Origin of the sequence: Streptomyces sp. NBC_01463 (assembly GCA_036227345.1) — a bacterium.
GTDB lineage: Bacteria > Actinomycetota > Actinomycetes > Streptomycetales > Streptomycetaceae > Streptomyces.
The window spans coordinates 7,147,220-7,166,498 of record CP109468.1; the positions used below are offsets into that span (position 1 = coordinate 7,147,220).

The 19,279-nt window shown below is 72.3% G+C and carries 16 protein-coding genes and 1 tRNA gene; 10 read left to right on the forward strand and 7 right to left on the reverse strand.

Features of this window, described 5'->3' with window-relative positions; translation table 11 throughout:
- Positions 1–77 precede the first annotated feature (77 nt).
- Together OG521_31560 and OG521_31565 are read left to right on the forward strand one after the other, a co-directional pair.
- Positions 78–1,733 carry an FAD-binding dehydrogenase gene (locus OG521_31560; GenBank protein ID WUW25055.1) on the forward strand — a complete coding sequence of 552 codons (1,656 nt, stop codon included), beginning with the start codon at positions 78–80 and terminating at the stop codon, positions 1,731–1,733.
- Between the two features lie 83 nt (positions 1,734–1,816).
- A complete protein-coding gene (locus OG521_31565; GenBank protein ID WUW25056.1) occupies positions 1,817–3,046 on the forward strand; it encodes an aromatic acid exporter family protein in 1,230 nt (409 codons plus the stop codon).
- An 84-nt stretch (positions 3,047–3,130) separates the two neighbouring features.
- Here OG521_31565 and OG521_31570 read toward each other — a convergent pair whose 3' ends face one another.
- Positions 3,131–3,562, reverse strand: coding sequence for an ASCH domain-containing protein (locus tag OG521_31570; GenBank protein WUW25057.1), 432 nt, complete (start codon positions 3,560–3,562; stop codon positions 3,131–3,133).
- Positions 3,563–3,783: 221 nt separating this feature from the next.
- Here OG521_31570 and OG521_31575 point away from each other — a divergent pair, with 221 nt between their 5' ends.
- Together OG521_31575 and OG521_31580 are read left to right on the forward strand one after the other, a co-directional pair.
- Positions 3,784–4,449 (forward strand): molybdopterin-dependent oxidoreductase, encoded by a 666-nt coding sequence (locus OG521_31575; GenBank protein WUW26871.1) that lies wholly within the window; start codon positions 3,784–3,786, stop codon positions 4,447–4,449.
- Positions 4,433–5,071 carry a cytochrome b/b6 domain-containing protein gene (locus OG521_31580; protein ID WUW25058.1) on the forward strand — a complete coding sequence of 213 codons (639 nt, stop codon included), beginning with the start codon at positions 4,433–4,435 and terminating at the stop codon, positions 5,069–5,071. The genes OG521_31575 and OG521_31580 overlap by 17 nt, the downstream gene beginning before the upstream one ends.
- Here the strand turns inward: OG521_31580 and OG521_31585 are convergent.
- Positions 5,057–6,454 carry a GntP family permease gene (locus OG521_31585; GenBank protein ID WUW25059.1) on the reverse strand — a complete coding sequence of 466 codons (1,398 nt, stop codon included), beginning with the start codon at positions 6,452–6,454 and terminating at the stop codon, positions 5,057–5,059. The two genes, OG521_31580 and OG521_31585, sit on opposite strands and share 15 nt — an antisense overlap.
- Positions 6,455–6,465: 11 nt before the next feature.
- Positions 6,466–6,975 carry a gluconokinase gene (locus OG521_31590; protein ID WUW25060.1) on the reverse strand — a complete coding sequence of 170 codons (510 nt, stop codon included), beginning with the start codon at positions 6,973–6,975 and terminating at the stop codon, positions 6,466–6,468.
- 181 nt (positions 6,976–7,156) lie between these two features.
- Between OG521_31590 and OG521_31595 the strand changes: the two genes are divergently transcribed.
- On the forward strand, positions 7,157–7,858 hold the full coding sequence (locus OG521_31595) for a FadR family transcriptional regulator (protein WUW25061.1): 702 nt from the start codon (positions 7,157–7,159) through the stop codon (positions 7,856–7,858).
- Between the two features lie 45 nt (positions 7,859–7,903).
- Here the strand turns inward: OG521_31595 and OG521_31600 are convergent, their stop codons facing one another.
- Entirely contained in the window at positions 7,904–8,617 is a 714-nt protein-coding gene (locus OG521_31600) for a TetR/AcrR family transcriptional regulator (GenBank protein WUW25062.1), read from the reverse strand.
- Between the two features lie 99 nt (positions 8,618–8,716).
- Here OG521_31600 and OG521_31605 point away from each other — a divergent pair, with 99 nt between their 5' ends.
- From OG521_31605 to OG521_31620, 4 genes are all read left to right on the forward strand, one after another.
- A complete protein-coding gene (locus OG521_31605) occupies positions 8,717–10,246 on the forward strand; it encodes an APC family permease (GenBank protein WUW25063.1) in 1,530 nt (509 codons plus the stop codon).
- Positions 10,247–10,293: 47 nt separating this feature from the next.
- Positions 10,294–11,931, forward strand: a complete 1,638-nt coding sequence (locus OG521_31610; protein ID WUW25064.1) for an amidohydrolase — start codon at positions 10,294–10,296, stop codon at positions 11,929–11,931.
- Between the two features lie 148 nt (positions 11,932–12,079).
- Positions 12,080–13,165: an S-(hydroxymethyl)mycothiol dehydrogenase gene (locus tag OG521_31615; protein WUW25065.1), complete on the forward strand. Its 1,086-nt coding sequence runs from the start codon at positions 12,080–12,082 to the stop codon at positions 13,163–13,165.
- Entirely contained in the window at positions 13,165–13,794 is a 630-nt protein-coding gene (locus OG521_31620) for an MBL fold metallo-hydrolase (protein WUW25066.1), read from the forward strand. The genes OG521_31615 and OG521_31620 overlap by 1 nt, the downstream gene beginning before the upstream one ends.
- Before the next feature lie 9 nt (positions 13,795–13,803).
- Here OG521_31620 and OG521_31625 read toward each other — a convergent pair whose 3' ends face one another.
- Complete coding sequence (locus OG521_31625; GenBank protein WUW25067.1) at positions 13,804–14,739, reverse strand: pseudouridine synthase; 936 nt, start codon at positions 14,737–14,739, stop codon at positions 13,804–13,806.
- Between the two features lie 235 nt (positions 14,740–14,974).
- On the opposite strand from OG521_31625, the gene OG521_31630 reads away from it, so the two are divergent.
- Positions 14,975–16,036, forward strand: a complete 1,062-nt coding sequence (locus OG521_31630; GenBank protein ID WUW25068.1) for a rhamnogalacturonan acetylesterase — start codon at positions 14,975–14,977, stop codon at positions 16,034–16,036.
- A 50-nt stretch (positions 16,037–16,086) separates the two neighbouring features.
- Here OG521_31630 and OG521_31635 read toward each other — a convergent pair whose 3' ends face one another.
- Positions 16,087–18,972: a DUF4981 domain-containing protein gene (locus OG521_31635; GenBank protein WUW25069.1), complete on the reverse strand. Its 2,886-nt coding sequence runs from the start codon at positions 18,970–18,972 to the stop codon at positions 16,087–16,089.
- Positions 18,973–19,119: 147 nt separating this feature from the next.
- Positions 19,120–19,204: transfer RNA gene (locus OG521_31640), tRNA-Leu, on the reverse strand.
- Between the last annotated feature and the right edge of the window lie 75 nt (positions 19,205–19,279).

The window sequence follows — 19,279 nt, forward strand, 5'->3', positions numbered from 1 at the left end:
TTCGCGAACGGCCGCACGGGTGACCTGCGGTCCCTCCGCCGGACAACGGCCCGGTCGCCCCGACAAGGATGGAACCCATGGCGTACGACGCTGATGTGATCGTGATCGGGGCGGGACTCGCGGGGCTGGTCGCCACCGCGGAACTCGTCGACGCGGGCCGTTCGGTGATCCTGCTCGACCAGGAACCCGAGCAGTCGCTCGGCGGTCAGGCGCACTGGTCCTTCGGCGGTCTCTTCTTCGTCGACTCGCCGGAACAGCGCCGGATGCGGATCAAGGACAGCCATGAGCTGGCCCTCCAGGACTGGCTCGGTACGGCCGGCTTCGACCGCGAGGAGGACCACTGGCCGCGGAAGTGGGCCGAGGCGTACGTCGACTTCGCCGCCGGTGAGAAGCGCTCCTGGCTGCACCAGCAGGGCATGCGGTTCTTCCCCGTCGTCGGCTGGGCCGAGCGCGGCGGCTACGACGCGAACGGCCACGGCAACTCCGTCCCCCGCTTCCACATCACCTGGGGCACCGGCCCCGGCGTCGTCGCCCCCTTCGAGCGCCGGGTGCGCGAGGGCGTCGCCAAGGGGCTCGTCAGCTTCCGCTTCCGGCACCGGGTGACCGGACTCGGCCGCACCGACGGTACGACCGACACGGTGACGGGCGAGATCCTGGAGCCGAGCGCGGCGGCGCGCGGCACCGCGAGCAGCCGGGAGACGGCCGGCACCTTCGAGCTCAGGGCCCAGGCGGTGATCGTCACCTCCGGCGGCATCGGCGGCAACCACGACCTCGTCCGCAAGCAGTGGCCCGAGCGGCTCGGCACCCCGCCGGAGAAGATGCTCTCCGGCGTGCCCGCCCATGTCGACGGGCTGATGCTCGGCATCACCGAGGACGCGGGCGCCCACCACATCAACCGCGACCGGATGTGGCACTACACCGAGGGCATCGAGAACTGGAACCCGATCTGGGCCAAGCACGGCATCCGGATCCTCCCCGGCCCCTCCTCGCTCTGGCTGGACGCCCGGGGCAAGCGGCTGCCCGTGCCGCTCTTCCCCGGCTTCGACACGCTCGGCACCCTCGAACACATCATGCGCAGCGGCCACGGCTACACCTGGTTCGTCCTGGACCAGAAGATCATCGGCAAGGAGTTCGCGCTCTCCGGCTCCGAGCAGAACCCCGATCTGACCGGCAAGTCCATCCGTGACGTGATCGGCCGGGCCCGCGCGGACGTGCCCGGACCGGTGAAGGCCTTCATGGACAACGGCGTCGACTTCGTCGTCGAGAAGGACCTCGGCGCCCTGGTCCGCGGCATGAACGCGCTGACCGGCGAAGGGCTCATCGACGAGGACGAGCTGCGCCGCGAGATCACCGCCCGCGACCGGGAGATCGCCAACCCGTTCACCAAGGACCTCCAGATCACCGCGATCAGGGGCGCCCGCACCTACCTCGGCGACAAGCTGATCCGTACGGCCGCACCGCACCGCATCCTCGACCCCAAGGCCGGGCCGCTGATCGCCGTCCGGCTCAACATCCTCACCCGCAAGTCGCTCGGCGGACTGGAGACGGACCTGTCCTCCCGGGTCCTCACCGCGGACGGCACCCCGCTCGCCGGGGTGTACGCGGCCGGTGAGGCGGCCGGGTTCGGCGGCGGCGGGGTGCACGGCTACCGCTCCCTGGAGGGCACCTTCCTCGGCGGCTGCATCTTCTCCGGCCGGGCCGCGGGCCGGGCGGCCGCGGAGGCGGTCGGGTAGCGGGACGGCCCTCGGGCGCGTCCGTCCGATGGGGTTCGGGCGGGAAACCGGGCGGGAGCGCCGGATCCGGGCACGGTAAGGAGATGCCAGGAGTAGCCGAGCCCGTGATCAAACTCGTCCGGCGCACCACCGAACCCGTGGGGGCCCAGACCCTGCGCTCCACGGGGGCGGCGGTGATCGCCTATGCGGTGGCCACGGCGACCCTGTCGCAGCCCGCGCCCCTGACCGCTCCGCTCACCGCGCTGCTCGTCGTCCAGGTCACCCTCTACGCGACCCTTACCACGGGCATCCGACGGGTGAACTCCGTGGTCGTCGGCGTCCTCATCGCGAGCGGGTTCAGTTCGCTGGTCGGGCTGTCCTGGTGGAGCCTCGGGCTGACCATCTTCACCTCGCTGATCATCGGCCGGCTGGTGCGGGTGAACGAGTTCGTCCCCGAGGTGGCGATCAGCGCCATGCTGGTCCTCGGCGTCTCCCAGGTCGCCGACACCGCGTGGGAGCGCATCTTCGAGACGCTGATCGGCGCGGGCGTGGGCCTGCTGTTCAACCTGCTGTTCGCCCCGCCCGTGTGGGTGCAGTCGGCGGGACAGTCGATCGACGGCCTGGCCCGCGAGATGGGGGACCTCTTCCGTGACCTGGGGGGTGACCTGGGCGGCCGGGTCACCGTCGAGGAGGCGGCCGAACGGCTGCACCGGGCCCGCCGCATCGACCACGACATCGTGGCGGTGGACGCCTCGCTGCGGCAGGCAGAGGAGAGCCTCATGCTCAACCCCCGGGTGCGCCAGGGGCTGCTCTACCGCGTCGTGCTGCGCACCGGACTCGACACCCTGGAGATCTGCGCCGTGGTGCTGCGAGTGCTGGCCAGGACCCTCACGGACCTGGCCAAGGACCGGGCCGGCGAACCCCTCTTCCCCGCCGAAGTGGCCGCCGGGCTCACGGACCTGTTCGGGCAGCTGGCGGACGCCGCCGAGAGCTTCTCGACCCTGATCACCACCCCGGTCGCCGCGAACGCCGAAGGGGCCGAGGCACGGCTGGCCGACGCGCTCACGGTCAGCCGGGCGACCCGCGACCGGGTGGCGGACCTGCTGCTCGCGGCGGTCCAGGAACACCCCAGGAAGTGGCAGCTGCACGGGGCGCTGCTCGCCGAGGTCGACCGCATCCTGGACGAGCTCGACATCGAGAAGCGCACGGAACGCCTCGGCAAGGAGCTCGACCGCCGCTCGGCCGAACTCCACGAGCGCCATCCCCGGCTGCTCGCGGTCAGGCGCCGGCTGGGCCTCGCCAAGGACGCGGCGGCGGAGCCGGACCGGGGCTGACCGGGGGCGGGGCCGTCGGCCCGCGCGCTGCCGGAGGGCCGGCCGGTCCCGGCCGGGCGGTCCCGGTGGATCAGTCCCGGTCGATCAGTCCTGGTCGATCAGTTCGACGACCCGGAACCGTTCGGCGACCACCAGTGTGTCGTCGTCGACCGTGAACTCCGGGTCGCCGAGTGCCTCCCGCATCTCGTCGCTGTGCCAGAACCGCTCGTGGCCCGCACGCCACCCGGCCACCGAGGTGTCGCCCTCGCCCTCGTCGAGCACATGCCGCAGGTCGACGTCCCCGAGCCGCAGGATTCGCACCTCCGTGATCTCCAGCACCGCGATCTCCCGCCCGTCGGAGTCGATGAGTGCGGACCGCTCGCCCACGGGCGGCGGCTCCTCCTGCTCCACCTGGTACTCCACGAGCAGTCCGGTCGTCGAGACCTTCTGACCGTCGAGGACCGCCCGGACCAGCCGGTCGCGCAGCGGACCGGGGAAGACGAGGAGGAAGGGCTTGAGCGCTTCACGGTTCGGCATGGCGCAAGTCTGCCACCGGCGGCCCGCCCGGAGCGGGGAGAATCTGACGGGACGGTGACGGACCGCCGCCGCCCCTGGCGTCCGGCCGCCCGGAGTGCTCGAATCGAAGGGTGAACAGTTCCTCTTCCGACGCCGGGCAGGACGAGCCGGTGCCCCACGGGGGTTCCGGCCCCGATCCGGACGGCACCGGAACCCCCGTGGGCCGCCGGCTGGTCCTGACGATGCTGGGCCTCGGCGCCGCCGGACTCGTCGCCGCGCCCGTCCTGCAACGGACGCTGGAATCGGGCCTGGGCGCGCTCTCCGACAAGGACCCCACCGGACTGACCGGACTGCTGCCCAACGGCGGCGGCTTCCGCTACTACTCCGTCGCCTCGTCCGTACCGCGCCGGAGCGCGGCCGACTACCGGCTGACCGTCGACGGCCTCGTCGACCGCCCGGCCACCTACACCCTGGACGCCCTGAAGGGGATGGAACAGACCCGGATGGTGCGGGACGTCCAGTGCGTCACCGGCTGGCGGGTGCCCGAGACGCCGTTCGAGGGCGTCCGGCTCTCCGCCCTGCTGGACGCGGCCGGGGTCAGGCCCGGGGCGAAGGCGATCCGCTTCACCTGCTTCGACGGCACCTACAGCGAGAGCCTCACCCTCGCACAGGCCCGCCGCGCCGACGTCCTGGTCGCGCTGCGGATGCAGGACCGGCCGGTCTCCCACTCCCACGGCGGCCCGGTCCGGCTCTACGTGGCACCCATGTACTTCTACAAGTCGGCGAAATGGCTCTCCGGGATCACCGTCACGGACTCGGTTCGCCCCGGTTACTGGGAGAAGCTCGGATATGACGTCGACGCCTGGGTCGGCCGGTCCAACGGCCGCGACGATGCCCCCACGACCTGAGACGGACGGGCGGGTCCGCCGGTTCAGCACGCCGGTGCGGTGGGTGCACCGCACGACGTCGGCGCTGATGCTCACCTGTGTGGCCACCGCGGCCTGCCTGTACGTGCCGCAGCTCGCCGAACTCGTCGGACGCCGCCACCTCGTGGTCACCGTGCACGAATGGTCCGGGCTGCTCATCCCCGTACCGCTGCTCGCGGGACTCCTCGCGCGGTCCCTGCGGGCCGATCTGGGCCGGCTCAACCGCTTCGGGCCGCACGACCGGCAGTGGCTGCGGGCGGTGCGCCGCCGTGACCACCGGCCCTCCGCCCGGCCGGCCGGGAAGTTCAACGCCGGACAGAAGCTGTACGCGGCCTGGATCGCGGGAGCGGTGCTCGTCATGGCGGGCACCGGGCTGCTGATGTGGTTCACCGGAATCGCCCCGCTGATGTGGCGGACCGGCGCGACGTTCGTCCACGACTGGCTGGCGCTCGCGATCGGCATCGTGCTGGGCGGACACATCGCGATGGCGCTCGCCGACCCGGAGGCACGCCGTGGCATGCGCACCGGATCGGTCGAGCGCCGTTGGGCCCGTCGCGAGCACCCGCTGTGGCGGGAGCCGGGGGAGCGGCTAGAGGATCAGTGACAGCAGCATGATGAAGGCCAGCGAGACCACGGAGATGATCGTCTCCATCACCGACCAGGTCTTCACCGTCTGGCCGACGTCCATCCCGAAGTACTCCTTCACCAGCCAGAACCCGGCGTCGTTGACGTGGCTGAAGAAGAGCGATCCCGCGCCGACGGCGAGGACCAGCAGGGCCACGTGCGAGGTCGACATGCCGGCCGCCAGGGGGGCGACCAGACCGGCCGCCGAGATGGTGGCCACGGTCGCCGAACCGGTCGCGAGCCGGATCGTGACGGCGATCAGCCAGCCGAGCAGCAGCGCGGGGATCGACCAGTTCTCGGAGAAGTCCAGGATCATCTGGCCCACACCGGCGTCGATGAGGGTCTGCTTGAAGCCGCCGCCCGCGCCCACGATGAGCAGCACACCGGCGATAGGGGCGAGGGACTTCTCCACGGTGGTGGAGAGCCGTGCCTTGGTGAACCCGGCGGCCCGGCCCAGCGTGAACATGCCGACGATGACGGCCGCGAGCAGCGCGATGAGCGGGGAGCCGATCACGTCGGTGACCCGCTGAAGCCCCTGCTCGGGGTCGTCGACCACGATCTCGACGAGGGCCTTGATCAGCATCAGGACGACCGGCAGCAGGATCGTCGCCAGGGTGGCGCCGAAGCTCGGCCGGCGGTCCAGGTCCTCCGCGGGGCGCTGCGGGACCATCGTCTCCGGCGCCTTGATGTCCACCCAGCGGGCGGCGTAGCGGGAGAAGACCGGACCGGCGATGATCACCGTCGGGACGGCGACCAGCACACCGAGGGCCAGCGTGACGCCGAGGTTGGCGCCCAGGGCGTCGATCGCGACGAGCGGGCCGGGGTGCGGGGGGATCAGCCCGTGCATCACGGAGAGGCCGGCCAGGGCCGGGATGCCGATCCGCATCAGGGAGTAGTTGCCGCGCTTGGCGACGAGCAGCACCACCGGGATCATCAGCACGATCCCGACCTCGAAGAACAGCGGCAGCCCGATGATCGAGGCGATCAGGACCATCGCCCACGGCATCGCCCGGCCGCTGGCGCGCGCCAGGATGGTGTCGACGATCTGGTCCGCACCGCCGGAGTCGGCGAGCAGCTTGCCCAGGATCGCGCCGAGCGCGATCAGGACACCGACGCCCGCGACGGTGGAGCCGAGGCCCGCGGTGAAGCTCGCTATCGTCTTCGCCGGCGCGGCGCCGGCGAACGAGCCGAGCGCCAGCGAGCCGATGGTCAGCGCGAGGAATGCGTGCATCTTGAACTTGGTGATGAGCAGAACGATGACGGCGATGCCCGCCAGTACGGCGATGCCCAACTGCGCGTTGCCTGCCGAAGTGATGGGTTCGACGGCGTCCGCTGCCAGCATCTCGACGCTGAGACCGGTCACGGTGATGATCCTTAGTTATCGAGCCGGCGCAACGCGGCGACGGCTCGCTGGGTGATTTCCTCGGGGGTGCCGGACACGTCCACGGCCACGCCGGCCTCGTCGTCCTGGAGCGGCTGCAGGGTGGCGAACTGAGAGTCGAGGAGCGCGGTCGGCATGAAGTGGCCCTTGCGGCCCGCCATCCGCTCCTCGATGAGCGACCGGTCGCCGCTCAGATGCAGGAAGACGGCACCGGGGGCCTCGCTCCGGAGCCGGTCGCGGTAGGCCCGCTTCAGGGCCGAGCTGCTGACCACGCCGCCGAGCCCCGCCCGGCCGTGCGCCCACTGCCCGATCGCGTCGAGCCAGGGCCACCGGTCGGCATCCTCCAGCGGGGTTCCGGCCGACATCTTGGCGATGTTCGCCGCGGGATGGAAGTCGTCGCCCTCGGCGTACGGAACGCCCAGTGCGGCGGCGAGCAGGGGGCCGATCGTGGTCTTGCCGGTCCCTGCGACGCCCATCACCACGACGACGTGGGGGGTGCTCATTGCGGTGCCTCGCTGTCTTCGTCGATGTCTTCCTCGACATCGGTCCGTCGCGCTACTGAAACGCATACGTACGACTTATTCAAGACGCTGTGACATAAACGTCGTACTTTTTGTTCCCGGCGGGCTTCCGGAGACGGAGTCCCGCAGAGGTGTCCTGAGGGTGCCCCCGTACGCTTGGCCCATGACCACACGGGGCCAGGGGCTGCATACACATGTGCTGGACACCCTGGGCCTGGAGATCGCCGCGGGTGAGCATCCGCCCGGCCAGGTGCTGCGTACGGACGAGCTCGCCCAGCGCTTCGACGTCTCGCGCACCGTCGTGCGGGAGGTGATCCGGGTCCTGGAGTCCATGCACCTGGTCGAGTCCCGGCGCCGGGTCGGGGTGACCGTGCGGCCGACCGAGGCGTGGAACGTCTACGATCCGCAGGTCATCCGGTGGCGGCTGGCCGGCGCCGACCGCCCGCGCCAGCTGCGCTCGCTGACCGTCCTGCGCTCGGCGATCGAACCCGTCGCCGCCTCGCTCGCCGCCCGCCACGCCACGCCGGCCCAGTGCGCCGCGCTCACCGAACGGGCCCTCGGCATGGTCGCCACCTCGCGCGGCCAGCAGCTGGAGGGGTATCTGGAACACGACATCGCGTTCCACCGGATCGTCCTCGACGCCTCCGGCAACGAGATGTTCGCCCGCCTCGGCGACGTGGTCGCCGAGGTCCTGGCGGGCCGCACCCACCACCAGGTGATGTTCGAGGACCCCGACCCGGCGGCCGTCACCCTCCACGTCCGGCTCGCCGAGGCGGTCCGCGAGGGCGACGCGGCCGGCGCCGAGCGCCTGACCAAGGAGATCGCGGTCGGCGCCCTGCACGAACTGGACGTGCTCGCGCCCTGAACACGGGCTGAGGCTCCACGTGTTCGCGCGCCCTGTCCCGCTCGCCTACGGCTTCACGTGCTGCAAGCGCGCCGCGGCCGCCGCGAGCATCATCTCCAGCGCCGCCGGATATCCGCTGCGGCTCATCTCCGCGACCAGCACCGGGGCGGTCGCCGCGATATGCGGGTGGGTGTCCGCCGGCTGCCGGGCGTAGACATCCGGCCAGGCCTGCACCTCCAGCGCCCTCGCCCGCTCCGGGAGCGCCAGCGTCGACGCGTCCAGCGCCGCGAACGACAGCGTCTGGTCGACGAAGACGTGGTAGATCCGCACCGCCTCGGCGTCCGGGAACCCGGCGCCCCGCAGCACCCCGAGGATCGCCTCCACCGAACGGATCTCGTGCGTCCGCCCGGTCACCCGCGCACACGTCAGCAACGCCGCCTGCGGATGGGCCAGATAGTCCGCGTGCATCCGCAGCCCGAGCGCCCGCAGATCCGCCCGCCAGTCGCCCGTCTGCCGCCAGGTGCGCAGCGTACGCCCGATCAACTCGTCGGCCACCGCCAGCAGCAGCTCGTCCGTGTCCCGGAAGTACCGGTAGAGCGCGCTCGGATCGCAGCCCAGCGCGGCGCCGAGCCGGCGCACGGTGAGCGCCGCCGCCCCGTGCTCGCCGATCAGCCGCAGGGCCGTCTCCACGATCAGCTCCTCGGACAGCACCGTGCCCTGCTTGGTGGGACGCCTGCGGCGCCGCGCGCCCTCCGGCACCACCCGCTCGCTCGCGTTCATGCGGGCACCTTATGACAACAGCGTTGACGTGTGGAACCCCCGAGGAGTTCGATGTGCCGCCATCGGGGCCGAAAAGCGCCCCTCGGTGAAGGAGCGACCGTGACGTCCTCTCGTACGCCCTACCGCGACGAACCACCCGCGGCGGACCCGGCACCCGCGGCCCTGCGCAAGAGCCTCGGCGTGGTCGACGGCTTCGCCATCGCCGCCTCGTCGACCGCGGCCACCACCAGCATCGGCATCGGACTCGGCGTCACCGCCGGCGCCGTCGGACTGCACCTGCCGATCATCATGCTGCTCGCCTTCCTGCCGATCCTGGGCATCGCGAGCGCCTACTCCCGGCTCAACCGGGTCGAGCCCAACATGGGCAGCGGCTACGTCTGGGCCGGCCGCTCCCTCAACCCCTGGCTCGGCTTCCTCGTCGGCTGGATCGGCATCGTCTCCACCGTGGTGTTCCTCGCCTACACCACCACCGTCACCGGCTCCGCGCTGCTCCAGCTCGCGGTCGAGGGCGGGCTGCACCGGGTGGCCGGGCTCCGGCTCGACCCGGACTCCACCGCCCAGGCGACCGCGCTCGGCATCGTCGTCCTGGTCGCCGTCACCTTCACCGCGATCACCGGCCTCCGCTCGGCCGCCACCTTCCAGAAGTACCTGCTCGTCTTCGAGTACGTCGTCCTGCTCGGCTTCTGCGGCTACGGGCTGTTCGCCGGGCCGCACCCGTTCAGCCTGGACTGGATCAACCCCTTCACCATCCCCTCCGGACAGCAGCTCGCCCAGGGGCTCCTGCTCTCCGTCTTCTGCTTCTGGGGCTTCGAGTCCACGTTCAGCGTCACCGAGGAGATCCGTGACCCGCAGGACGCCTCCAAGGCCGGGTTCCTCACGCTGTTCACGATGCTGGGCCTGTTCCTGCTCGGCGCCTTCGCCTTCCAGCGCGTCCTGTCGCTCGACGAGCTGACCGGTCACGGCGCCCAGGGGCTCACCTACTTCGGCGACCGGCTGGCCGACCAGCCGCTCGCCGCGCTGCCGCTGATCGCGCTCACCTTCTCGGCCATCGCCTCGCTGCAGTCCGGGGTGATCCCCACCGTGCGCGGGATGTTCGCGATGAGCCGGGACCGCACGCTCGGGCCGCTGTGGGCCAAGGTCAGCCCGCGGTACGGAACGCCCGCCGCCGGAACCGTCGTGATCGGCTGCGTCGCCGCCGCCATCGCCGTGCTCTCGCTCGTCATCCCGAAGGTCGGCGACCTGATCCTGGCCTCCGTCAACGCGATCGGCGTCGTCGTCTCGCTCTACTACGCCCTCACCGCGCTGGCCGCGGCCATGCGCTTCCGCGGCGCCCTGCGCGAGGGCTGGACCCAGGCGTTGCGCGCGGTGGTGCTCCCCGTGGCCAGCGCCGCCGTCCTGCTCGGCCTCGGCGGCTACCTCTGCTGGACGTTCTACACCTCCGCCGACCACTTCGAGGTCAGCCCCGACAACGGGTGGTTCATGCTCTTCTGCCCGGCCGTCATGCTGCTGACCGGCGTCGTCGCGGCCGCCTGGGCCAAGTGGGCGAGGAAATCCCCCTACTTCGTCACCGGCCGGTCCGTCGCCCCGGACGCGCCCGCGGAACCCGTCCCCGCCCCCGACCCCGCCTGACCCCCCGTACCCGCCGACCCCGCCACCCCCCACGGAACGGAACCACCATGACCCGCACCCCCGCCGATCTCGTCCTCACCGGCGGCCCGGTCCACACCACGGACGCCGCCCGCACCCGCGCCACCACCGTCGCCGTCACCGGCGACCGCATCACCGCCGTCGGCCACGACGAGGTACGCGAACTCATCGGCCCGCGCACCGAGGTGGTCGATCTCGCCGGACGCCTCCTGCTCCCCGGCTTCCAGGACGCCCATGTCCACCCGGTCACCGCCGGGCAGGAACTCGCGCAGTGCGACCTCACGGGCGCCGGCGACGCCACCGCCACCATCGCCGCCGTACGGGCCTACGCCGACGCGAACCCGCAACGCGAGTGGATCACCGGCGGCGGCTGGTCCATGGACGCGTTCGAGGGCGGCGCCCCCACCCGGCAGCAGCTCGACACCGCCGTACCGGACCGCCCCGCCTGTCTGCTCAACCGCGACCACCACGGCGCCTGGGCCAACAGCCGGGCCCTCGCGCTCGCCGGGATCACCGCACGGACCCCCGACCCGGCCGACGGCCGCATCGAACGCGACGAACGCGGCGAACCCACCGGCCTCCTCCAGGAGGGCGCCATGGACCTGGTCGCCCGCCACGCCCCGCGCTCCACCGCTGCCGACCGGCTCGCCGGCCTGCTCCGCGCCCAGCGCCACCTCCACGCGCTCGGCATCACCGCCTGGCAGGACGCCATCGTCGGCACGTACGGCTCGATGGACGACGTGGCCGACGCGTACCTCACGGCGGACCGCGACGGCACGCTCACCGCCCGCGTCACCGGAGCCCTGTGGTGGGACCGCGAACACGGCATCGAGCAGATCCCCGGACTCGTCGCCCGGCGCGAGGCGCTGACCGGCCGGAACTTCCGCGCCGGCACGGTGAAGATCATGCAGGACGGGGTCGCCGAGACCGGCACCGCGGCGCTTCTCGCCCCGTACCTCGACGCCTGCGGCTGCGCCACCGCCAACACCGGCACCAGCTTCGTCGACCCCGTGGAGCTGCGCCGGTACGTCACCGAACTGGACGCCCTCGGCTTCCAGGCCCACTTCCACGCCCTGGGCGACCGGGCGGTGCGCGAGGCCCTGGACGCCGTCGAGGCCGCCCGCACCGCCAACGGACACACCGACACCCGGCCCCACCTCGCCCACCTCCAGATCGTCCACCCCGACGACATCCCCCGCTTCCGCGCCCTCGGCGCCACCGCCAACATCCAGCCGCTCTGGGCCGCCCACGAACCCCAGATGGACGAGCTGACCATCCCCTTCCTCGGCGGCGAACGAGCCGCCCTCCAGTACCCGTTCGCCGCACTGCTGCGCTCCGGCGCCACCGTGGCGGCCGGCTCCGACTGGCCCGTCAGCAGCGCCGATCCGCTGCACGGCATCCACACCGCGGTCAACCGCGTCGCACCCGGCGCCGCCGGCCCGGTCTTCCTCCCGGAGCAGCGCATCTCCCTGACCGAGGCGCTCGCCGCGTACACGGCCGGCTCGGCGTACGTGAACCACCTGGACGACACCGGCAGCATCCGCGCCGGCGCCCTCGCCGACCTGGTGATCCTGGACCGCGACCCGTACGCCGCACCGCCCGAGGAGATCGCCGAAGCCCGGGTCCTGGCGACGTACGTGGGCGGCCGCCGGGTGTTCGGGGACTGACGGCGCGGGGTCCGCCCCGGAGTTACGGTGGTGCGGCCACGCGGCGCGCTCCCGCGGCCCACCCGCACCGCGTACGGTTGTTCCGATCGATCTCGGGAAAAGTCCTGAATCGATCTCGCGAAGAGTCGGGAAAAGGGAGACCACGGGAATGGCGCAGCACGTACAAGGGGTCATCGCACCGGGAAAGAACGAGCCGGTACGGGTCGAGACGATCGTGATTCCGGACCCCGGCCCCGGTGAGGCCGTGGTGAAGATCCAGGCGTGCGGCGTCTGCCACACCGACCTGCACTACAAGCAGGGCGGCATCAACGACGAGTTCCCCTTCCTCCTCGGCCACGAGGCGGCGGGCGTCGTGGAGTCCGTGGGCGACGGCGTCACCGACGTCGCACCGGGCGACTTCGTCGTCCTCAACTGGCGTGCCGTGTGCGGACAGTGCCGTGCCTGTCTGCGCGGCCGCCCCTGGTACTGCTTCGACACGCACAACGCCAAGCAGAAGATGACCCTGCTGGACGGCACCGAGCTCTCCCCGGCCCTCGGCATCGGCGCCTTCGCCGAGAAGACCCTCGTCGCCGCCGGCCAGTGCACCAAGGTCGACCCCGAGGTCTCGCCGGCCGTCGCCGGACTCCTGGGCTGCGGTGTGATGGCCGGCATCGGTGCCGCCATCAACACCGGCCAGGTCGGCCGCGGCGACTCGGTCGCCGTCATCGGCTGCGGCGGCGTCGGCGACGCGGCGATCGCCGGCGCCCGGCTCGCCGGCGCGGCGAAGATCATCGCGGTGGACATCGACGACCGCAAGCTGGAGACGGCGAAGAAGATGGGTGCCACGCACTCCGTCAACTCCCGCACCCAGGACCCGGTCGAAGCCATCCGCGCGCTCACCGGCGGCAACGGCGCCGACGTCGTCATCGAGGCGGTCGGCCGCCCGGAGACGTACAAGCAGGCCTTCTACGCCCGGGACCTCGCCGGCACCGTCGTCCTGGTCGGCGTCCCCACCCCGGAGATGCAGCTCGAACTCCCGCTCCTGGACGTCTTCGGCCGCGGCGGCTCGCTCAAGTCGTCCTGGTACGGCGACTGCCTGCCCTCGCGCGACTTCCCGATGCTCATCGACCTGCACCAGCAGGGCCGCATCGACCTCGGCGCGTTCGTCACCGAGACCATCGGCATCGGCGACATCGAGCAGGCCTTCGCCCGGATGCACGACGGCGACGTCCTGCGCTCGGTGGTGGTCTTCTGATGACCGCCCGCATCGACCACCTCGTCACCTCCGGCACCTTCGCCCTCGACGGCGGCGAGTGGGACGTCGACAACAACGTCTGGATCGTCGGCGACGACACCGAGGCCGTCGTCATCGACGCCGCCCACGACGCCGCCGCCATCGAGGCCGCGCTCGGCGGCCGTACGCTGCGCGCCATCATCTGCACCCACGCGCACAACGACCACATCGACGCGGCCCCGGCGCTCGCCGCGGCCACCGGCGCACCCGTCCTGCTCCACCCCGACGACCTGCCGCTGTGGAAGCAGACCCATCCCGACCGGGCCCCCGACGGCGAACTGGCCGACGGCCAGGAGATCCGGGTCGCGGGCACCACCCTCACCGTCCTGCACACCCCCGGCCACGCCCCGGGCGCCGTCTGCCTGTACGCCCCCGAGCTGTCCACCGTCTTCACCGGTGACACGCTCTTCCAGGGCGGGCCCGGCGCCACCGGCCGTTCCTTCTCGCACTTCCCGACGATCGTCGCCTCGATCAGGGACCGGCTGCTCGCCCTGGACCCGGCGACCGCCGTCCGTACGGGACACGGCGACTCCACCACCATCGGCGCGGAGGCCCCGCACCTGGAGGAGTGGATCACCCGCGGTCACTGAGGCCGGGACTCACCCCTCCGGCCACGCGGAGAGCCGCAGCCCGCTCTCGAAGCGGCGCGGCCCTCCCGTGACCGGATCGGTGAACTCCAGCACCCTGGCGAGCAGTTGCAGCGGGTGCGAGAAGTCGTCGGGGGCGGGGTCGGCCTCGACCCGGGGATAGACGGGGTCGTGGACCAGCGGCAGCCCCAGGCCGTTCATGTGGACCCGCAGCTGATGGGTGCGCCCGGTGGCGGGCAGCAGCCGGTAGCGGCCGAGCCCGCCCCGGTGCTCCAGCAGCTCGATCCGGCTCTCGCTGTTCGGCTCGCCCGGCTCCTCGCGGGCGGCGATCACCCCGCGCTCCTTCACGATGCGGCTGCGCACCGTACGGGGGAGGACCAGCGCCGGATCGTACGGTGCCACCGCCTCGTACTCCTTGCGCACGAGCCGGTCCCGGAACAGCGTCTGGTACGCGCCCCGCTCCTCGGGCCGCACGACGAACAGCACGAGGCCCGCGGTCAGCCGGTCCAGCCGGTGGGCGGGCTGCAGCCGGGGCAGCTCCAGCTCGCGGCGGAGCCGGGCCACCGCCGTCTCGGTGATGTGCCGGCCGCGCGGGGTCGTCGCCAGGAAGTGCGGCTTGTCCGCGACGACCAGGTGCGCGTCCCGGTACACCACTCCGACCGGGAACGGCACCGGCTCCTCCGGGGCGAAGTCCCGGTGGAACCAGAGGTACCGGCCCGTTGTGTACGGCTCGTCGCCCGTCACCGCGCCTCGGGCGAAGACGAACCGGCCCCCGGCCAGCATGGCATCGACCCGCTCCGCACCGATCGCGTCGCCGAACCGGGCCAGCAGATGGTCACGGACCGTCGGCCACCGCCCGTCCGGATCCTCCGGCAGCCGCACCCGCACCGGATCGACTCCGTCGCGCTGGGCCAGCGGTGACGGCGGGGGCTTCGCGCGCCCCCTCATCGGGACCCGCCGGAAGCGGTGGAGCTGGTTCTCATGGTGCCGGGAATCCTCCCACAGGGGCGGGGCCCGGCAGGCGGCAGCGGACTCCGGCCGGGCGGGACGCCGGCTTCGCCGTATCGGTTCTCTCGGTTCTGAAAGGATTCAATGCATGGCTTCCAGGGGTAGAAAGCGCTTGCGCCCGTATGGGGATGGTCCGTCCGGGCACCCGCACCCGCAGCCCCGAAGGAGCCCCGCCGTGCTCACTGCACGCAGAACCGCACCAGCCCTGCTGACGGCCCTGGCGGCCGTGACCGCCCTCGCCGCGCCCGCCGTCGCTGTGTCGTCCGCCCCGGCATCCGGCGCGGGCGCCCCCGCCGGGTGCACCGGAAGCGCCCCGGTGGTCTGTCACTTCGACGTGGCCCCCGGCACCTACCGCGTCACCGCACGCATCGGCGGCGCGGCCGAAGGCCGGACGACGGTCACGGCCGAGACGCGGCGCACCGTGCTGGGGGAGACCGCGACCGCCGCCGGGCGGCAGGTGATCCGCTCCTTCACGGTCGACGTGCGCGAGCCCGAGGGTGAACCCACCGGAGCGAGCGGCAGCCCCGGGCTCGACCTCGCCTTCGGCGGCCCGGCCCCGCTCCTCGCGGGACTGCGCGTGACCCCGGCCGCCCGCACCCCGCAGCTGTTCCTGATCGGCGACTCGACCGTCTGCGACCAGCTCGGCAGCCCCTACACAGGGTGGGGCCAAGAGCTTCCGCAGTACCTCCGGGCGGGCATATCGGTGTCGAACCACGCCGACTCCGGGGAGAGTTCACAGACCTACCTCGACCAGCCCCAGCTCTTCCCCGCCGTCCGCCCGCTGATCCGCCGCGGCGACACCGTGCTCATCCAGCTCGCCCACAACGACAAGCAGACGACCGAGGCCGACTACCGGGCCAGCCTCACCACCATGATCGACGCGATCCGGGCCGAGGGCGGCCGGCCGGTGCTGGTCACCCCGATCGTCCGCCGCTGGTTCAACACCGACGGCACGCTGGACAACGGCACCGCCCTGCTGGTCAACGGCCTCGGCGTCGACCTGCCCGCGCAGATCCGCCTCCTGGCCGCCGAGCACGGCGTGCCGCTCGTCGACCTGACCGCGCTCACCCGGCGACGCGTCGAGGAACTGGGACCGGACGCCTCGAAGGCGCTCTACCTCACCGACGAGAAGCGCGACAACACGCACACCTCCGAGCGCGGGGCGACGGAGTACGCGGCCATGGTCCGCGACGCGCTGCGCGAGCAGCACCTGCTGCCGGGCCGCCTGTTCCGCTGACCCGAGCCTCCTCCGCCCCGGCAGCCGCCGGGGCGGAGGAGGGTGCGGAATCAGCCCGTCGCCGAGAACACGAACGAGAACTCCGCCGGCGCCACGCCGAGCCGGTACTCGGGCAGCACGCCCGGCCCGCAGGACTGCGAACCGATGCCCTGCAGCGCGTGGTCCAGGTTGACCCACACACGGCCCCCGGCCACCAGATCCGGCAGGTGCTCCGCCGCGTCCAGCTGTTCGCTCGTCCAGCGCCTGGCGGTGAACCAGAACGGCGTGCCGCCCTCCGCCCGCAGCCCCGCTCCGGCCGGGTCCGTCAGCTCGGCCCACCGGACGTCCACCCGGGCGCCGTTCTCCTGGGGCCTGACGTACGGCGTCTGGAGCGCGTCCACCTCCCTCTCCCACGTCCCGAGCATCGCGGCCGCCCGGGTGTCGGGATACGCCTCGCCCGGCCCACCGCCGGACCAGCGCGCACCGCCGTACGCGGCGGGCAGGGCGAACCGGATGCCGAGCCGGGGCAGCGGCACCGGCCAGTCGCCCTCCGGCACCACGGACACCGTCAGCCCGAGCCGGTCCCCGGCGGCCGTCCACCGGTAGGTGGTGCGCAGCCCCAGGTCCCAGCCGGCCGGCGCCACCCGGGTCCGTACGGTCAGCGCGTCCTCGCCCGTCTCGACCGCGTCGACGCGGTGCCGCATCCGGTGCAGCCCCAGCTCCCGCCAGCGCAGCCCGTACCGTTCGTCCGGCTGCCAGGCCGCACCGTTGTCGTTGTCGGTGGGCGCCCGCCACACGTCCAGCCGCAGCCCCTCCACCGGGACGCCGCCCACACGCACCGGCGCACCGGTCGCCGCGTCGAAGACGCCGGGGCCGAGCGTGATCACGCCACCGGACCGCACCGGCCGTTCACCGGCCGCCGGGGCGGCGGCGGGCGCGGCGCCCGTCTCCCGCTGCCCCCACGCCACCACGTGCCCGCGCCCGGCCCAGGCGGTGTCCGCGGCGAGCACCGCCCGTACCGTCCACAGGCCGTCGCCGGCGGCGTCGGGCGTCACCTCGGCCGAGGCGCCCGGCGCCAGCTCCGGCACCGCCAGGGTGCCCGAGGCGACGACCGCGCCGTCCACCTCGCGGGTCCAGACGAACTCCAGGTGCTCCAGACCGGTGAAGTCGTGGCCGTTGGTGACGGTGAACGAACCGGCCGCCTCGCCGGGGCCGATCCGCACCGGCTCGATGACCTTCTTGTACTCGACGAGCCCCGGGGAGGGCGTGCGGTCCGGGAAGAGCAGCCCGTCGCAGACGAAGTTGCCGTCGTGCAGCTCCTCGCCGAAGTCCCCGCCGTAGGCGAAACCGTGCTCGGGGTGGGCGAAGCCGTGGTCGATCCACTCCCAGACGAAGCCGCCCTGGCAGCGCTCGTACCGCTCGAAGAGCCGCTGGTACTCGCTCAGACCCCCCGGCCCGTTGCCCATGGCGTGCCCGTACTCGCACATGACGAACGGCATCGCGCGCCGCCGGGCGTCGAGCTCCGGGTCGCCCAGGGGCTCCTCCGACCGCTTGCCGATGAGCTCGACCTCGGCGTGGGTCGGATACATCCGGGAGTACACATCGACGTCCTTGCAGGAGAGGTCGCCCTCGTAGTGCACCAGCCGCTCCGGGTCCCGCCCCCGGATCCACCCGGCCATCGCGGTCAGGCCGCGGCCCGAACCGCACTCGTTGCCCAGCGACCAGATGATCACCGAGGCGTGGTTCTTGTCCCGCTCGACCATCCTGGCCGCCCGGTCGAGCAGCGCCGGGGTCCACCGGTCGTCGTCCACCGGGTTGTTGCGCCACTCCAGGTCGACAAAGCCATGTGTCTCCAGATCGCACTCGTCGATCACCCAGAGACCGAGCTCGTCGCACAGGTCGAGGAAGGCGGGGTGCGGCGGATAGTGGCTGGTCCGTACGGCGTTGATGTTGTGCTGCTTCATCAGGACGAGATCGCGCCGCATGGCCGGCAGGTCGACGGCCCGTCCCGTCTCCGGGTCGAACTCGTGCCGGTTCACGCCGCGGAACAGCAGCCGCCGGCCGTTGACCTTGACGACACCGTCCTCGACGACGACGGTACGGAAGCCGATCCGCAGCGGAATCCGCTCGCCGGGGGTCACCAGCTCCGCGTCGTACAGCCGCGGTGTCTCCGCGGTCCACGGTTCGACGGGCAGCGTCACCGGTTCGCCGGCGGCGGCATCGACACCCAGCTCGGGTACGAGGACCCGCCCCTGCGCCCCCTCGCACTCCACGCGCAGGGTTCCGGAGCCGTCCCGGTGGTCGTACCCGGCGTGCACGAAGAAGTCGCGGGCGGCGGCCCGCGGCCGGTGCAGCAGCGTGACATCACGGAAGATGCCCGGCAGCCACCACTGGTCCTGGTCCTCCAGATAGCTTCCCGACGACCACGCGTGCACCCGTACGGCCAGGACGTTCTCGCCGGACCGCAGCAGATGTCCCACGGCGAACTCGTGCGGCAGCCTGGACCCCTTGAAGTCGCCCAGCACCTCCCCGTTGAGCCAGACCCGGGCGCAGGACTCCACCCCGTCGAAGCGGAGCACCGTCTCCCCGCCCTCCGGCCGGTCCTCCGGCAGGGTGAACGTGCGCAGATGGTCGCCCGTCGGGTTCTCGTCCGGCACCCGGGGCGGATCGACGGGGAAGGGATAGACGACGTTCGTGTACGCGGGAGCGCCGCCCGCTCCCTGGAGCACCCAGTGCCCGGGCACCGCGACCGTCCCCCACGCCGAGGCGTCGAACCCCGGCCGGGCGAACGACTCGTCCTCGGTGCCGGCCGCGGGCGAGAGCCGGAAGGCCCACTCGCCGTTCAGGGACACGCGCCCGGCGTCGGAGGCCGCGAACCAGGCCCGGGGCGCGAGCCCGCCGGTACCCGGGGCGGGGTCCTCGTACCAGGGCAGCGTGTCGGTGTCGGTGCGGCTCATGCTTCTCCTCGCTAGGAAACGCCCTTCTCCGGAAGGACGTTAACTACGAATGAACCGTTTCAACAAGGGGTCGGCGCCGCCTCCCGGACCGAAGCCCGGGTAACGCGAAATGCCGACCAGGATCTCTCCTGATCGGCATCTGCTCTGTGTCCGAGGGGGGACTTGAACCCCCACGCCCGATAAAGGGCACTAGCACCTCAAGCTAGCGCGTCTGCCATTCCGCCACCCGGACAAGGTGTCTGTCTCGCGGGCCCGGCCCGTTCCGACGTGGAAAACCATAGCAAACATTGGGGGGTGCTCGATCACG

What these genes read in the sequence shown, in the direction of transcription:
- OG521_31560 (WUW25055.1), top strand. Translation starts at nt 78, where the DNA reads ATGGCGTACGACGCTGATGTGATCGTGATCGGGGCGGGACTCGCGGGG.
- OG521_31565 (WUW25056.1), top strand. Translation starts at nt 1,817, where the DNA reads ATGCCAGGAGTAGCCGAGCCCGTGATCAAACTCGTCCGGCGCACCACC.
- OG521_31570 (WUW25057.1), bottom strand. Translation starts at nt 3,562, where the DNA reads ATGCCGAACCGTGAAGCGCTCAAGCCCTTCCTCCTCGTCTTCCCCGGT.
- OG521_31575 (WUW26871.1), top strand. Translation starts at nt 3,784, where the DNA reads ATGCTGGGCCTCGGCGCCGCCGGACTCGTCGCCGCGCCCGTCCTGCAA.
- OG521_31580 (WUW25058.1), top strand. Translation starts at nt 4,433, where the DNA reads ATGCCCCCACGACCTGAGACGGACGGGCGGGTCCGCCGGTTCAGCACG.
- OG521_31590 (WUW25060.1), bottom strand. Translation starts at nt 6,975, where the DNA reads ATGAGCACCCCCCACGTCGTCGTGGTGATGGGCGTCGCAGGGACCGGC.
- OG521_31595 (WUW25061.1), top strand. Translation starts at nt 7,157, where the DNA reads ATGACCACACGGGGCCAGGGGCTGCATACACATGTGCTGGACACCCTG.
- OG521_31600 (WUW25062.1), bottom strand. Translation starts at nt 8,617, where the DNA reads ATGAACGCGAGCGAGCGGGTGGTGCCGGAGGGCGCGCGGCGCCGCAGG.
- OG521_31610 (WUW25064.1), top strand. Translation starts at nt 10,294, where the DNA reads ATGACCCGCACCCCCGCCGATCTCGTCCTCACCGGCGGCCCGGTCCAC.
- OG521_31615 (WUW25065.1), top strand. Translation starts at nt 12,080, where the DNA reads ATGGCGCAGCACGTACAAGGGGTCATCGCACCGGGAAAGAACGAGCCG.
- OG521_31620 (WUW25066.1), top strand. Translation starts at nt 13,165, where the DNA reads ATGACCGCCCGCATCGACCACCTCGTCACCTCCGGCACCTTCGCCCTC.
- OG521_31625 (WUW25067.1), bottom strand. Translation starts at nt 14,739, where the DNA reads ATGAGGGGGCGCGCGAAGCCCCCGCCGTCACCGCTGGCCCAGCGCGAC.
- OG521_31635 (WUW25069.1), bottom strand. Translation starts at nt 18,972, where the DNA reads ATGAGCCGCACCGACACCGACACGCTGCCCTGGTACGAGGACCCCGCC.